Source organism: Edaphosphingomonas fennica, assembly GCF_003034225.1.
Lineage (GTDB): Bacteria > Pseudomonadota > Alphaproteobacteria > Sphingomonadales > Sphingomonadaceae > Sphingomonas_E > Sphingomonas_E fennica.
In genome coordinates this window covers 1-13,281 of sequence record NZ_PHHF01000068.1, presented here as the reverse complement: position 1 = coordinate 13,281, position 13,281 = coordinate 1, and the positions used below count along the sequence as shown (strand labels likewise).

General features: G+C 68.2%; 15 protein-coding genes. 6 read left to right on the top strand and 9 right to left on the bottom strand.

The window, feature by feature from the left end; translation table 11 throughout:
- Nucleotides 1-13: 13 nt before the first annotated feature.
- Both CV103_RS15785 and CV103_RS15780 read left to right on the top strand, forming a co-directional pair.
- Nucleotides 14-2,773 carry an ATP-dependent DNA helicase gene (locus CV103_RS15785; protein ID WP_107395499.1) on the top strand — a complete coding sequence of 920 codons (2,760 nt, stop codon included), beginning with the start codon at nucleotides 14-16 and terminating at the stop codon, nucleotides 2,771-2,773.
- Nucleotides 2,770-3,315 carry a SixA phosphatase family protein gene (locus CV103_RS15780; RefSeq protein ID WP_107395498.1) on the top strand — a complete coding sequence of 182 codons (546 nt, stop codon included), beginning with the start codon at nucleotides 2,770-2,772 and terminating at the stop codon, nucleotides 3,313-3,315. The genes CV103_RS15785 and CV103_RS15780 overlap by 4 nt, the downstream gene beginning before the upstream one ends.
- A 2-nt stretch (nucleotides 3,316-3,317) precedes the next feature.
- Here the strand turns inward: CV103_RS15780 and CV103_RS15775 are convergent, their stop codons facing one another.
- Both CV103_RS15775 and CV103_RS15770 read right to left on the bottom strand, forming a co-directional pair.
- Nucleotides 3,318-3,797 (bottom strand): hypothetical protein, encoded by a 480-nt coding sequence (locus CV103_RS15775; protein WP_245896901.1) that lies wholly within the window; start codon nucleotides 3,795-3,797, stop codon nucleotides 3,318-3,320.
- A 71-nt stretch (nucleotides 3,798-3,868) separates the two neighbouring features.
- The gene (locus CV103_RS15770) at nucleotides 3,869-4,153 is read right to left on the bottom strand and encodes a chorismate mutase (protein ID WP_070936192.1); all 285 of its coding nucleotides are present in this window, start codon (nucleotides 4,151-4,153) and stop codon (nucleotides 3,869-3,871) included.
- A gap of 106 nt (nucleotides 4,154-4,259) precedes the next feature.
- Between CV103_RS15770 and CV103_RS15765 the strand changes: the two genes are divergently transcribed.
- Nucleotides 4,260-5,273: a polyprenyl synthetase family protein gene (locus tag CV103_RS15765; protein ID WP_107395496.1), complete on the top strand. Its 1,014-nt coding sequence runs from the start codon at nucleotides 4,260-4,262 to the stop codon at nucleotides 5,271-5,273.
- Nucleotides 5,274-5,462: 189 nt separating this feature from the next.
- On the opposite strand, the gene CV103_RS15760 is transcribed toward CV103_RS15765, so the two are convergent.
- Nucleotides 5,463-5,948, bottom strand: a complete 486-nt coding sequence (locus CV103_RS15760; protein ID WP_015458469.1) for a GNAT family N-acetyltransferase — start codon at nucleotides 5,946-5,948, stop codon at nucleotides 5,463-5,465.
- 158 nt (nucleotides 5,949-6,106) lie between these two features.
- Between CV103_RS15760 and CV103_RS15755 the strand changes: the two genes are divergently transcribed.
- Nucleotides 6,107-6,355, top strand: coding sequence for a hypothetical protein (locus CV103_RS15755; protein WP_107395495.1), 249 nt, complete (start codon nucleotides 6,107-6,109; stop codon nucleotides 6,353-6,355).
- A gap of 348 nt (nucleotides 6,356-6,703) precedes the next feature.
- Here CV103_RS15755 and CV103_RS15750 read toward each other — a convergent pair whose 3' ends face one another.
- The 4 genes from CV103_RS15750 to CV103_RS15735 form a co-directional block, all read right to left on the bottom strand.
- Nucleotides 6,704-8,542 carry a DUF885 domain-containing protein gene (locus CV103_RS15750; RefSeq protein ID WP_107395494.1) on the bottom strand — a complete coding sequence of 613 codons (1,839 nt, stop codon included), beginning with the start codon at nucleotides 8,540-8,542 and terminating at the stop codon, nucleotides 6,704-6,706.
- Nucleotides 8,543-8,645: 103 nt separating this feature from the next.
- Complete coding sequence (locus CV103_RS15745; protein ID WP_015458466.1) at nucleotides 8,646-9,077, bottom strand: RcnB family protein; 432 nt, start codon at nucleotides 9,075-9,077, stop codon at nucleotides 8,646-8,648.
- Nucleotides 9,078-9,297: 220 nt separating this feature from the next.
- Nucleotides 9,298-10,185: an RcnB family protein gene (locus tag CV103_RS15740; protein WP_146163445.1), complete on the bottom strand. Its 888-nt coding sequence runs from the start codon at nucleotides 10,183-10,185 to the stop codon at nucleotides 9,298-9,300.
- 119 nt (nucleotides 10,186-10,304) lie between these two features.
- Nucleotides 10,305-10,859: a (2Fe-2S)-binding protein gene (locus tag CV103_RS15735; protein WP_107395492.1), complete on the bottom strand. Its 555-nt coding sequence runs from the start codon at nucleotides 10,857-10,859 to the stop codon at nucleotides 10,305-10,307.
- Nucleotides 10,860-11,027: 168 nt separating this feature from the next.
- Here CV103_RS15735 and CV103_RS15730 point away from each other — a divergent pair, with 168 nt between their 5' ends.
- Nucleotides 11,028-11,816, top strand: a complete 789-nt coding sequence (locus CV103_RS15730) for a DODA-type extradiol aromatic ring-opening family dioxygenase (protein WP_107395491.1) — start codon at nucleotides 11,028-11,030, stop codon at nucleotides 11,814-11,816.
- A 15-nt stretch (nucleotides 11,817-11,831) separates the two neighbouring features.
- Here the strand turns inward: CV103_RS15730 and CV103_RS15725 are convergent, their stop codons facing one another.
- Together CV103_RS15725 and CV103_RS15720 are read right to left on the bottom strand one after the other, a co-directional pair.
- Nucleotides 11,832-12,224, bottom strand: coding sequence for an acyl-CoA thioesterase (locus CV103_RS15725; protein ID WP_015458462.1), 393 nt, complete (start codon nucleotides 12,222-12,224; stop codon nucleotides 11,832-11,834).
- Nucleotides 12,221-12,508 carry a hypothetical protein gene (locus CV103_RS15720; RefSeq protein WP_041865275.1) on the bottom strand — a complete coding sequence of 96 codons (288 nt, stop codon included), beginning with the start codon at nucleotides 12,506-12,508 and terminating at the stop codon, nucleotides 12,221-12,223. The genes CV103_RS15725 and CV103_RS15720 overlap by 4 nt, the downstream gene beginning before the upstream one ends.
- A gap of 88 nt (nucleotides 12,509-12,596) precedes the next feature.
- Here CV103_RS15720 and CV103_RS15715 point away from each other — a divergent pair, with 88 nt between their 5' ends.
- On the top strand, nucleotides 12,597-13,025 hold the full coding sequence (locus CV103_RS15715; protein ID WP_015458460.1) for a CBS domain-containing protein: 429 nt from the start codon (nucleotides 12,597-12,599) through the stop codon (nucleotides 13,023-13,025).
- Nucleotides 13,026-13,281 lie beyond the last annotated feature (256 nt).

The window sequence follows — 13,281 nt, the reverse complement described above, 5'->3', positions numbered from 1 at the left end:
CTAAGGAGGGTCCGTGTCCACCCCGCTTCCCTGGCCCGCCATCCACGCCACCCATGGCGGCATCTGGATCGCCACCCCCGACGGCGCCGTCCGCAGCGTCGGCCGGGGGGAGGCGATCGCGCTGGCGGCGGAGACCCCGGCGGTGCTGCTCAACGCGCCCGTCACCGCCACCCGGCTGGGCTATGGCGAGCTTTCCGGCCTCGACCTGCTCGAACTCTTCGCCTTCGTCCATCCCGCCCGCTTCGTCGTGCCCACGCCCGCCGGCATGGCCCGCGCGCTGGGGCTGGAGCCGCCGGCGGACGATGCGGCCGCCGCGCCCTTCCTGCTGCGCGCCGCCGCCGCCTTGCTCGATCGGCTGGGCGATGCCGGCTGGGCGGAGCGCGAGGGCGGCTGGACGGCGGCGCAGGCCATGTTCCGCCTGCGCTGGCCCTGGGCGGCCGCCGTCGCCGAACGGATCGACCGGCCCGAACGCGCCGAACGCTGGCTGTTCTCGAAGCTTCCCGAATGGGAGGAGGCAGCACCCCGCCCGCAGCCCCGGCCGCTGGTGCTGGCCGATGCCGAAACCGATGACGCGCTGGCCCGGCTGGTGGGATCGGGCGCCGAGCCGCGCGAGGGCCAGCGCCTCTATGCGGAAGCCGCGGCGCGTGTTTTCGATCCCCGCCGCGCGGAAGGCCGGCCCAACATGCTGCTGGCCGAAGCCGGCACCGGCATCGGCAAGACGCTGGGCTATCTGGCGCCGGCCTCGCTCTGGGCGGCGGAAGCCGGCGGCACCGTCTGGGTTTCCACCTATACCAAGGCGCTCCAGCGCCAGCTCGATCGCGAAACCGCGCGCATCTTCCCGCATCCCGCCGATCGCGCCCGCCGGGTGGTGGTGCGCAAGGGGCGGGAAAATTATCTCTGCCTGCTCAATCTGGAGGATGCGCTGCAGGGCGGCTTCCAGGGGCGGGCGGCGATCCTCGCCCAGCTCGTCGCGCGCTGGGCGGCCTATAGCCGCGACGGCGATATGGTGGGCGGCGATCTGCCCGGCTGGCTCGTCACCCTGTTCCGCCGCGCCGGCTCCACCGCGCTCACCGACCGGCGCGGCGAATGCGTCTATGCCGGCTGCCCGCATTATCGAAAATGCTTCATCGAACGGTCGGCCCGCGCGGCCGAAGGGGCCGATCTCGTCATCGCCAACCATGCGCTGGTGATGATCCTGGCCACCCGCCGGCGGGAGGAAGGCCTGCCGCTCGCGCGCATGGTGTTCGACGAGGGGCATCATCTGTTCGATGCCGCCGATTCCACCTTCGCCACCGCGCTGACCGGGCAGGAGACGATCGAGCTTCGCCGCTGGATCGTCGGCCCCGAAGGTAAGTCGCGCGGGCGCAGGCGGGGCCTTTCCGCCCGCCTTTCCGATGTCGCTTCCTATGACGAGGAAGGCGCGCTGGCCATCGATGCGGCGGTGGAGGCAGCCTCCGCGCTGCCGGCCGATGGCTGGCTGGGCAGGCTTGGGGAAGGGCTGCCGCTCGGCCCGGTCGAACGGCTGCTCGCCGCGGTGCGCGACACCGTCTATGCCCGCGCGTCCGCGGCCGATGCGGGCTACGGCCTGGAAACCGAGGCGGCGGAGCTCGATCCCGCGCTGATCGATGCCGCCGCTCCCGCCGCCCGTGCGCTGGAGGCGCTGGTCCGCCCGCTCGCCCGCCTGCGCCAGCGGCTGGAAGGCCTGCTGGAAGACGGACCGGACTGGCTGGACGGCCCGGCCCGCGCGCGGATCGAAGGGGCCGTCGCCGGCCTTTCCAACCGCGGCCAGCTCCTCGCCGCCTGGGTGGCGCTGCTCGCGCGGATCGGCGGCCCGGTCGATCCCGATTATGTCGACTGGCTGGCCGTCGACCGGATCGAGGGGCGCGAATTCGACATCGGCCTCCACCGCCACTGGCTTGATCCCACCCGGCCGCTGGCCGAAACCGTGCTGAAGCCCGCGCACGGCGTGCTCGTCACCTCCGCCACCCTGCGCGGCGGGGAGGATTGGGCGGCCGCCGAAGCCCGCACGGGCGCCGTCCATCTCGATCAGGCGGTGCCCCGCTTCGAGGCGCCGAGCCCCTTCGACTATGCCGCCCGGGCCGAGGTGCTGATCGTCACCGATCTGAAGCGCGGCGATCTCGCCGGGCTGGGGTTGGCCTATGCCCGGCTGATTCAGGCGGCGGGCGGCGGCACGCTTGGCCTGTTCACCGCGATCCAGCGGCTGAAGGCGGTGCATGCCCGCATCGCCGATCGCCTCGCCCGCGAAGGGCTGCCGCTCTACGCCCAGCATGTCGATCCGATCGATACGGGCACGCTGGTCGATATCTTCCGCGATGATCGCCGCGCCTCGCTGCTCGGCACCGATGCGCTGCGCGACGGGGTGGACGTGCCTGGCGCATCGCTCCGGCTGGTGGTGATGGAAGGGGTGCCATGGCCGCGCCCCACCGTGCTCCATGCCGCGCGCCGCGCCGCCGGCGGCGGATCGGCGCATGACGATCGCGTCGTGCGGGCGCGGCTGGCGCAGGCCTTCGGCCGGCTGATCCGCCGCGCGGACGATCGCGGCGCCTTCGTGCTGCTGTCGGCGGCCACGCCGTCCCGCCTGCTCGATGCATTTCCGGCCGGCGTGCCGGTGCGGCGGCTCACGCTGGACGAAGCCGTCGCGCATGTCGCGGCGCTCAACGCATCCGCGCCCGCTAACCCTGTCGGCGCCTTTTCACCGCAACAAGTTTCCGGCATCAGCATGGAGCCGGAAGGGGATGTTGGAACGGAATGAAACGGCTGACGCTGCTGCGCCACGCGAAATCGGGCTGGGACGATCCCGTCGCCCGCGATTTCGATCGACCGCTCAATCCGCGCGGGTTCAAGGGTGCCCGGCTGATGGGCCGACACATGCGCGATCTCGGCCTGCGTTACGATCTCGTCATCGCCTCGCCCGCCCTGCGCGTGGTCGAAACCCTGGACGGCCTGTGGGAGGGCTATGGCCGTTCGCTCCATGTCGAGCTCGACAAGCGCATCTACCTCGCATCCGCCGCTACCCTGCTCGATGTCGTGCAGGAAGCGCCCGACGATGCCGATGCCCTGCTGCTCAGCGGGCATAATCCGGGGATGGAGGATCTGGTGCTGCTGCTGGTGCCCGACCGGCCGGACGATGCCGCGCGCGATCAGGTGGAGGAGAAGTTTCCCACCGCCGCGCTCGCGGAAATCCATATCGACGTCGATCATTGGGCCGATGTGAAGGCCGGCAGCGGCATGCTCGCCCGCTTCATCCGCCCCCGCGATCTCGATCCCGCGCTGGGCCCCGAGGCCCGGCGCTGATCTTACCGATATTCGTGCGTGACGTCGCGCTTCAGGCCGTGCAGGCGCACCGTGCGGCCGCCTTCGCAGATCGGTGCCGCCACCAGCCGCATCCACCGGCTCCTCCGGCGGGTGGGCAGGATCTCCACATCGATGGTGAAGCCGCGGCGGTGGCGGATGGCGTGCGCGCGCAGCCGCTCCATCGCCGCGCGCGAGGGCTCGCAATAAAGCGCAACGATCTCCGGCCGCAATAGCCCGGCCCCGCGCGGCAGGCCGAACAGGTCGTAGACGGTGGGCGACCAGCGGAGCCCGTTGTCGGCGAGATCGCACTGCCACACGCCGATGCCCTGCCGCTCGAAATGGTCGGGATCGAGGACGACGTTCGTCGCCGGCCCCGCATCGTCCCGCAGCGTTCCCAGGTCAAACCGCTGCCCGGATTCGAAAAGCGGCCAGCTATGGGTCAGCGGCAGGAGGTCGAGGGGCGTCGGCGGGGGCTTTTCCACAAGCAAGGGTTGAGCCTAAATCCGCCCGCTTAACAAGGCGTGATGCCGCGTTCCGGCGGCGTCCCCGGCCCTTATTCCGCCGCGCGCGCCTTTTCGTGGTGGCGGATCACCTCGTCGATGATGAAGCGCAGGAATTTTTCGGAAAAGTCCGGGTCCAGATTGGCCGATCGCGCCAGCGTCCGCAGCCGTTCGATCTGGGCCGATTCGCGGCCGGGGTCCGCCGGAGGCAGGCCGGCCTCGGCCTTGTAGCGGCCCACGGCCTGCGTGACCTTGAAGCGTTCGGCCAGCATGAAGACCAGCGCAGCATCGATATTGTCGATGCTTTCGCGATACCGCTTCAGCACGTCGTCTGACATCATTTTCCCTTCGGGCTCGGAACCGGCGCCCTTTTGTGGAGGTTCGGGCCTCTGTGCAACCCCGGGCGCTTGCCTTTACGGCCGCGCCGCGCCAAGGGCGCTTGTCATGACTGCTACCGTTACCCCCCTGCATCGCAAGGCCGCGCCCTCGCTGGAGCCGATGGTCCGTCTCGTCGAAGCCGATATGAAGCAGGTGAACGCGGTCATCCTCGATCGAATGCAGAGCGATGTGCCGCTGATCCCGGAGCTGGCTGGCCACCTGATCGCCGGCGGGGGCAAGCGGATGCGGCCGATGCTGACGCTCGCCTGCGCCCGCCTGCTGGATTATGACGGCACGCGCCACCACAAGCTGGCCGCGTCGGTGGAGTTCATCCACACCGCCACCCTGCTGCACGACGATGTCGTCGACGGATCGGGCCTGCGCCGGGGCAAGCGCACCGCCAACATGATCTGGGGCAATCCCGCCAGCGTGCTGGTCGGCGATTTCCTGTTCAGCCGCTCGTTCGAGCTGATGGTGGAGGATGGCAGCCTGCGCGTGCTGCGCATCCTGTCCAACGCATCGGCCGTGATCGCCGAGGGCGAGGTGAACCAGCTCACCGCCCAGCGCCGGATCGAAACCACCGAGGAACGCTATCTCGACATTATCGGCGCCAAGACGGCGGCGCTGTTCGCCGCGGCCTGCCGCATCGCCGCGGTGGTGGCCGAACGCGACGAAAGCGTGGAGCTGGCGCTCGACGCCTATGGCCGCAACCTCGGCATCGCCTTCCAGCTGATCGACGACGCGATCGACTATCTGTCGGACGGGGCGACGATGGGAAAGGACACGGGCGACGATTTCCGCGACGGCAAGGTCACGCTGCCGGTGATCCTCGCCCATGCGCGGGGGGCCGACGAGGATCGCCAGTTCTGGCGCGATGCGATGGAAGGCCGGCGCGCCTCGGACGATGATCTCGCCCACGCCACCCGCCTGCTGCGTGAAACCGGCGCGCTGGACGATACCTTCGCCCGCGCCCGCATCTACGGCCAGCGCGCGGTCGATGCGCTGGGCGGGCTGGGCAGCGGCCATGCCCGCGCGGCGCTGGTCGAAGCGGTCGAGTTCGCGGTCGCCCGGGCTTATTGAATCGGCGGAAGGATAAGGCGGCCGATCCGCGAAAATCGCCGGGCGCCCCTCCAAATCGTCATGCCGCAGGCCGGCATCGCATCGAGGCAGGCCCAAATCCTTCATTCCCGCGAAGGCGGAATGAGATGCGATGGAAGGCCAACCTTCCCGGCTACACGGCAGCGACCACCCGGCCGCCCGGGGTGCGGCCTAGAGTGTCTGGAACATCACCAGCGCATCGACATAACCGGCGGTCGGATGCCGGAAGGCGCCGGGCAGGCGGCCGACGATCTCGAACCCCATCTTCTGCCACAGGCCGACCGCGCGGACATTGGTGGAGACGACACAGTTGAACTGGATGGCGCGATACCCCTCCGCGCGCGCCTGATCGATCGAGTGGGCGCACATCGCCCGCGCTACGCCCCGGCCGCCGGCGTCCTGCGCGGTCATGTAGCCGCAATTGGCGACATGGCCGCCGCCGCCGGCCTGATTGGCGCGCAGATAATAGGTGCCGAGGACGCGGCCTTCCGCCTCGGCTACGAACGTATGCCGGTCCCGCCCCAGCCAGTAGGCAAGTGCGTCCTCGCGGGCCATGTCGCGCGGCAGGGCATAGGTTTCGCCCGCGCGCACGATCGGTTCGATAATGGCCCACAAGGCCGCCCCGTCGGCCGCCGTGGCCCGCCTGATCTGGATCATCCCGGCTATATGCCGTGCAAGATCATGGCCTTACAAGTCGTCCCATTTCGGGGCGGTTTTGCCGTCGTTTATCGCCCTGCAGGCACCGTTCGTAGAAAAACGCTCCCTCCTTCGCGCCCAGGACCTACTGCCGCAAGCGAAAGGGGCGGAAAATCGCATTGATACAGAATCTTATTGATAAGCGCGATCGGCCGGGCCGCTGGCGGACGGTGCGCGCCGTGCTGGAGCCGGCGGGGCAGGGCGCGGTGGGCGCCGAGCCGGTTCCCGCCTATCTTCTCGCCTGCGACATCCAGACGGCGCCGATCGAACGCGAAGCCATCAGCGTCGCCGAGGCGGTGCGCTGGGCATCGGCCCAGCCCTGGCCGGTCGACCTCTATCTCCATGACGATGGGGCTGAGCCGGCCTAAGCCAATCGCCATCAGGAGGGTGGTGGTTCGATCACGCCAGAGAATCGTCACCCTGAACTTGTTTCAGGGGCCACTTCTCCCCAATGCCGACAGCGTTTGTCGCACGATGGGCCCTGAAACGAGTGCAGGGTGACGACAAGCGATGGCCAAGATCATGGGCGCCGATCCAAGCTGTCATGCCGGCGCAGGCCGGCATCGCTGGCGGCAGAAGCTTCCTCACAGCAATCGAATCTGCCGCAAAACAAACCCCTCCCCGCCAGGGCGGGAGAGGGGCCTGCAAGTCCTTCGTTCGAAAGCGGTCCAGCCCGCCGCCCATGATAGGGCGGGGAGGGCCTCACCGCCCCCGGATCAGTTCGCCGCCTTCACGCTGGCGATCCAGCCGTCGATCTTCTTTTCCAGCACCGTCATCGGCAGCGCGCCGGTCATCAGGATCTGGGCGTGGAACTCGCGCGGATCGAACCTGGCGCCCAGTTCCGCCTGCGCCTTGGCCTTCAGGCGGGACATGGTGAGCTGGCCGATCTTGTAGGCCAGCGCCTGCCCCGGCCAGGCGATGTAGCGTTCGACCTCGGCGGTCGCGTCGGTCTCGCCCATGCCCGAATTGTCGAGCATGTATTTGATCGCCTGTTCGCGGGTCCAGCCCTTGGCGTGGATGCCGCTGTCGACCACCAGCCGCATCGCGCGCAGCATCTCGTCGTCCAGCCCGCCGAACCGCTCATAGGGATCGGTCTCCATGCCCAGCTCCTTCCAGAGCGTCTCGGCATAAAGGCCCCAGCCTTCGGCATAAGCGGTGTTGCCGCCATAGCGCATGAAGGCGGGCAGGCGATCATTCTCCTGCGCGAGGCTGATCTGGAAATGGTGCCCCGGCGCGCCCTCGTGGAGATAGAGCGTCTCCATCCCCGGCGTGGTGCGCGAAGGCAGGTCGTAGGTGTTGAAGTAGAATATGCCCGGCCGGTTCTTCGACGGGTCCTTGGGATCGTACATGCCCGGCTCGTAGGACCCGCCGGCCTGCGTCTTTTCGCGATAGGGCTCGTAATAGCGGATCTCGAGCGGGGTCTTGGGGATGGTCGAAAACTGCTCGGGGATGCGCGCGTCCACGCGCTTGCCGATCGCATAATAGCCGTCGACGAGCTGCTGCTTGGATTTCGGCTTGAACTTCGGATCGGTGCGCAGATGGTGGAAGAATTCCGCCAGCGTGCCCTTGAAGCCCACCTGCGTCTTGATCGCCTCCATCTGGCTGCGGATGCGCGCCACCTCGGAAAGGCCGAGCTGGTGCACATAATCGGGCGTCAGCGGCAGGGTGGTGAGCTGCTCGATCGCGGCGAGATAGACCTTGTCGCCGCCCTTCATCGCGCTGATGCCCACGGCCTCGCGCGCCACCGGCAGATATTCGTTCTTCAGGAAATCGCGCAGGCGGATATGGGCGGGGATCAGCTCGTCGCGGATGGTGGCGGCATAGGCCGTCTTCAGCCGGGCCTGGTCGGCGGCGGAAATGCCTTCGGGGAATTTCTTGACCGGGCCGTAGAAGGTCGATCCCTCCACCCCCAGGGCGATGATCTCGTCGAGCTGGTCGATCATGTTGCGGACAGTCATCTTCGACTGGACGACGCCCGATGCCATGCCCTGGCGGAAACGCTCGATCGAACGATCCAGCAGCGCCACATATTCCTTGTGGCGCTTCAGGTTGTTCTCATAATCCGCCAGCGTCTTGAACGGCGCCGCCCCCTGGCCCGAGGCGAAGCTGGGGTAGAAGGTGTGGAAGCCGGTGAAATGGTCGATGGGGCGCACGGCGGTCAGCGCCAGCATCTCCGGCGTCAGGTTCTTCAGCGTTTCCTGCGTCTGCCATTCGAACACGTCATAGGCGATCTGGTCGGTGGCATCGAGGCTGGCGCGGTCGATCGCGTGCAGGCGCTTCAGGTCGTCCTCGGCTGCGGCGCGCTCGGCATCGTAATAAGCGTCGCTAACATAATCGCCGAGATGATCGGCATAGCGCAGGTCGCCGCGGAAGATGGCGTTGATCGGGTTGCGCTTCAGGCTCGCCTCGTCGCTGGCATGGAACAGCGCGTGGAGCTGATCGTGCGCGGACTGGCTCGCGGCGGCGACGGGGGCGGGGGACTGCGCCTCAGCGTTCGCGGGCAGGGCCGCGAGCAGCGAGACGGCGGAAGCGAGGAGAAGGTGACGAACGGCCATGCGTGGCTCCCTGTTAGGAGATATGCCGTCCGCTTTACGGGGGTAATACACCGGCCGCAAGCCGCCGGGAAGACGATGTCCCCCGGCGGCTGCCGCCGCCCGCTTACCAGAAGAAGGCGCGATGGGCCTCGATCACCCGGCCGGTGCGCACGTTCACCAGCAGCACGTCGTTGCCGTAGCGCACCCAGCGGTTGACGCCGGTCGGCTTCGGCAGCCGGTAGCGATAGGGATCGCTGATCACGTAGCGCGAGGCATAATAAGGCGCACCCAGACGGGCGCCGACGGCGACCGGGCGATAGACGTAGCCGCGCGGGCCGACATAGGCCGGACGGCGATAGACGTCGCGATGGTTGCGGCGATAATCCTGCCAGTCCTCGCGATATTCCCGCTTCGCGTCGCGCACGTCGTGCCTGTCGCCATAACGCTGCGCCATGCGGATATCCTGACGATCCCGCTTCAGTTCGGCGGTCTGCGCCTGGGCGGCCAGCGGCATGGCGGTGGCCGCGATCAGGGCCGAGATGATGAGCTTGCGCATGGGTCCGGTCTTTCCTCCAAGGTCCGCGGATCGATTGCCGTCCGCTTCCGATCCCCGGATTTCCATAGCGCGCGTGAACGGTGGAGGAATGTGATCGTCAGCTTCCATACAGAAACAAGGCGCTGGGAAGGCTGGATTTTTTCAAGGCTGAAACATGATGACGAAACAGAAGGCCCGGCCTGCGCTGTGCAGGCCGGGCCTTCCCGGATATCCGCCTCGGTCAGCGCCAGAAGAAGCCGGGAATGACATCCTCGATCAGGCCGGTGGTGGTGTCGATCAGCAGCACGTCGTCATAATAGCGGACCCAGCGATAGGGGCCGTAGATCGGCGGCAGGCGATAATACCAGGGATCGCTGATCCAGTAGCTGCGGACATAATAGACCCCCGGCAGCCGGTAGCCCGGCGCCCAAGGGCGATAGCCGCCATGGCCGGCCGGGCCGTAATAGACGGGCAGGCGATAGATATAACGGTTGGACTGGCGATAATGCTGCCAGTCGTAGCGATTGTCGTTGCGCCACCCCTGCGACCAGCGGTTGCGGTTGTCCCATTGGTTGTCCCCGCGATCGCGATCCCTGCGGTCGTCCCACCGCTCGCGATTGTCCCAGCGATTGTCGCGGCCCGGCCGGTCCCGGTCGTTCCAGTTATTTCCGGGCCGGCCGTTGATTGCATCGCGATCGCCATAGCGGATCGTGCGGTCGCGATAGCGGCTGTCGGCCGGCTGCGATCCGGGGCGTGTCCGGGGATCGGCCGACCAGCTATCGCCACGGCGGAGGGCGGCGCGGTCGCGGCCGTCTTCATTGCCAGAAAGCCCCGCGCGCTGCGGCGCCGGGCGCTGCGGGCCGCGCGCGCCCTCCGCGCTGTTGCCGCGGGCGATGGATCCGTTCCAGCGGGGCGACGCATTGGCCGAGGGGGCGGGGCGTGCCGTGTCGGGGCGCTGCGCGGGGCCTTCCATGCGGCCGCCCGGACGGCCGATATCGCCGCGCCCGCCGGTCTGCCCCTGCCAGCTCCGTCCCTGCGAACCCTGCCCGTGCCAGCCTTGCGATTGCGCCAGCGCCGGGGTCGCGGCGGTCGCGGCCAGCAGCAGCGCCACCAAAATCCCACGCACCATGTCCATGCTCCTTGCCCAGGCGCACATCCGCGCCACCTTGGGGCACACCCTGGGCGAAGTCCACTGAGCGGAGGCTGAACCCCTTGGTCAGCGAATTGAAAGCTGCCGGACTTTTCCGCTCATTCCTTGCCGGCGGGCTTGGGCGGGGTGAGGGCGGGAATGGCGCGGGCCGCGTCCTCGGGATCGATCCCCGGCGGCGGCGCGGCGGCGATCGTCTCGCCCCCGGCGGCGACGCGCGCGGCGTGGCGGATCGCGCGGCGGATGCGCGGATAGGTGCCGCAGCGGCAGATATTGGTGATCTCCGCATCGATGTCGGCATCGCTGGGGTTGGGATTCTTCTCCAGCATCGCCGCCACGGCCATGATGATGCCGGACTGGCAATAGCCGCATTGCGGCACGCTTTCGGCCACCCACGCCTGCTGCACGGGATGGCTGCGATCGCGCGACAGCGCCTCGATCGTCGTCACGAAGCTGCCTTCGATGGAGCCGATCGGTACCTGGCAGGATCGCACCGCCGCGCCGTCGATATGGACGGTGCAGGCCCCGCACAGCCCCGCGCCGCAACCATATTTGGTGCCCGTCAGGTTCGATGCGTCGCGCAGCGCCCACAAGAGCGGGGTCTCGGGGTCCATGCGATAATGGACCGGCTGGCCGTTCACCGTGAAGCGCGTCATGCCATCAGCGCATAAACGCTGCGGCTGCCGCTTGAAAGAGTGCTGCGGGCGATCGGCATGGCGCGCGCCGGCCCTTGCCAATGGCGCGGCGCATGCCATCTCCGTCGCCATGGCCGGCCATGACCCGACGGGCGGGTAAAGCGTGGCCCGCGAAGGATATGGAATCGGATGCGCCAACCCAGCTTCTTCATCCCCCATGGCGGAGGCCCCTGCTTCTTCATGGACGATCCCGCCGGCATGTGGACGCGCATGGAGGCGTTTCTCGCCGGCTTCGTCGCGGGCCTGCCGGAACGGCCGAAGGCGCTGCTCGTCGTCTCGGGCCATTGGGAGGAGGATGCGTTCACCGTCCAGGATGGCGCGCGGCCGGGCCTGCTCTACGATTATTACGGCTTTCCGCCGCATACTTATCGGCTCCACTGGGATGCGCCGGGCGCCCCCGATGTGGCGCGGCGCGCCGCCGGCTTGCTGGCCGATGCGGGATTCGCCACCGTTCGTGACGCCGAGCGCGGCTGGGATCACGGCGTGTTCGTGCCGATGAAGGTCGCGGTGCCGGGGGCGGATATCCCGACGGCCCAGCTTTCGCTGCGCCAGGATCTCGATCCCGCCGCGCATATCGCCGCCGGCCGCGCGCTGGCGCCCTTGCGCGATGAAGGCGTGCTGATCGTCGGATCGGGGATGAGCTTCCACAATATGCGCGTGCGCGACGGCGACGCCACCGGCCCCGCCGACATCTTCGATGCCGCGCTGACCGCGGCCGTCACCGATCCCGATCCCGAGGCGCGCGCCCGGCGCCTTTCGGCGTGGAGCACGCTGCCGCATGCCCGCTTCGCGCATCCGCGCGAGGAGCATCTTATCCCGTTGATGGTCGCGGCCGGGGCCGGCGGGGATGATCCTGCGGCGCATGTGTTCGCCGATCATGTGATCGGCTGGAAGGTTTCCGGCTACCGCTTCGGCTGAAGCGCGGCCGTCCGATCAGCGGGGAGGCAGGGGGCGCGGGCGGTGATTCTCGTCGAGCGCCACGAAGGTGAACAGTCCTTCCGTCACCTTCACCTCCTGTGCGCCGGCATCGCGCGTGGCGATCACCTCGATGCGGATGGCGAGCGAGGTGCGCCCGCGCCGCTCGACCTCGGCATAGACCGATATCAGATCGTGCAGCAGGATCGGCGCGATGAAGGCCATGGAATCGATGGCCACCGTGGCCGTCGCGCCCTTGGTCTCGCGATGGGCGACGATGCCGCCGGCGATATCCATCTGGCTCAGCACCCAGCCGCCGAAGATATGGCCGTTGGAATTGATGTCGCCGGGGCGCGGCACGACCCGCAATATCGGATCACGCGGATGATGGGCCGAGGTCGCGTCGGTCATGGCCTGTCCTTCCTGCCGCCCACATCCTCGTCATGGCCCGATCCCGAGCTCATGAACACCAGCAGCATCAGGCCCGCGCCCAGCAGCACCGATGCGCCGACGCCGGCGATGGTGGCGATCACCATGTGGATGCTGACCAGCCCGCCCTCGACATGAAGATAATAGAGCGCGGCGGCCACCGCGACGATCGCCGCCAGGACCATCCAGCGCATCAGGCGCCAATAATGGCTCCACGACGGCGACAGGCGCCTGGGGTCGGAATGCGGCGGGCGATGCTCAGTCATTGCTTCCATTTGCGCCTGCGGCGTGTTTTCATCAACCCAGGCGGCGGCAAGACCGCCGGAGCCGGGATCCGAAGCCAAGGAGGCGGACATGACGATAGCGACGATTCTCGGGGGCAAGGGCCACGATGTGATCAGCGTATCGACGGGGACGCGCGTGGCGGAGGTCGTGTCGCTGATCGCTTCGAAGCGGATCGGCGCGGTGCCGGTGATGGATGGCGCCAGCGTGGCGGGCATCCTGTCCGAACGGGACATCATCTATAAGCTGCAGAGCGACGGCGCCGCGATCCTCGACTGGCCGGTCGAACGGGTGATGACGGCGCCCGCCATCACCGTCACCGGCGACGTGCCGGTCCTGCATGCGCTCTCGCTAATGACGAAGCGGCGGATCCGCCATCTGCCGGTGGTGGAGGATGGCCGCCTCGCCGGCCTCGTGTCGATCGGCGATCTGGTGAAGGCCCGCATCGACCGGATCGAGGCCGAGGCGACGGCGATGCGCGATTATATCCAGGGCGTGTGAATCGGCGAATCCCGCCGGGCGTTCGATTCGTGTCGGCCGCCATTTGATTCGAAGCCCGCGAAAGCCGCTGCGGCAGCGGGTTTGATGGCTCTGCCGGCCGCGCGGGCCTGTTTTGTTGGCCGCTGGTGATTCTGTTTTCGCCGAGGGCTGGCGGTCGCCAGGCCGGGCGCCGAATTCAAATTCCCTTATATTTTTCAGTGAGTTGGGATAATATTGCAATAAAGTTGCTTATGGGGAGTTGACGGTGGGGGGCGGT

Bases quoted from the DNA above. Each gene is read 5' to 3' on its own strand.
- CV103_RS15720 (WP_041865275.1), bottom strand. From the start codon at position 12,508: ATGACTGAGCATCGCCCGCCGCATTCCGACCCCAGGCGCCTGTCGCCG.
- CV103_RS15765 (WP_107395496.1), top strand. From the start codon at position 4,260: ATGACTGCTACCGTTACCCCCCTGCATCGCAAGGCCGCGCCCTCGCTG.
- CV103_RS15715 (WP_015458460.1), top strand. From the start codon at position 12,597: ATGACGATAGCGACGATTCTCGGGGGCAAGGGCCACGATGTGATCAGC.
- CV103_RS15735 (WP_107395492.1), bottom strand. From the start codon at position 10,859: ATGACGCGCTTCACGGTGAACGGCCAGCCGGTCCATTATCGCATGGAC.
- CV103_RS15780 (WP_107395498.1), top strand. From the start codon at position 2,770: ATGAAACGGCTGACGCTGCTGCGCCACGCGAAATCGGGCTGGGACGAT.
- CV103_RS15770 (WP_070936192.1), bottom strand. From the start codon at position 4,153: ATGTCAGACGACGTGCTGAAGCGGTATCGCGAAAGCATCGACAATATC.
- CV103_RS15725 (WP_015458462.1), bottom strand. From the start codon at position 12,224: ATGACCGACGCGACCTCGGCCCATCATCCGCGTGATCCGATATTGCGG.
- CV103_RS15740 (WP_146163445.1), bottom strand. From the start codon at position 10,185: ATGGTGCGTGGGATTTTGGTGGCGCTGCTGCTGGCCGCGACCGCCGCG.
- CV103_RS15750 (WP_107395494.1), bottom strand. From the start codon at position 8,542: ATGGCCGTTCGTCACCTTCTCCTCGCTTCCGCCGTCTCGCTGCTCGCG.
- CV103_RS15730 (WP_107395491.1), top strand. From the start codon at position 11,028: ATGCGCCAACCCAGCTTCTTCATCCCCCATGGCGGAGGCCCCTGCTTC.
- CV103_RS15745 (WP_015458466.1), bottom strand. From the start codon at position 9,077: ATGCGCAAGCTCATCATCTCGGCCCTGATCGCGGCCACCGCCATGCCG.
- CV103_RS15760 (WP_015458469.1), bottom strand. From the start codon at position 5,948: ATGATCCAGATCAGGCGGGCCACGGCGGCCGACGGGGCGGCCTTGTGG.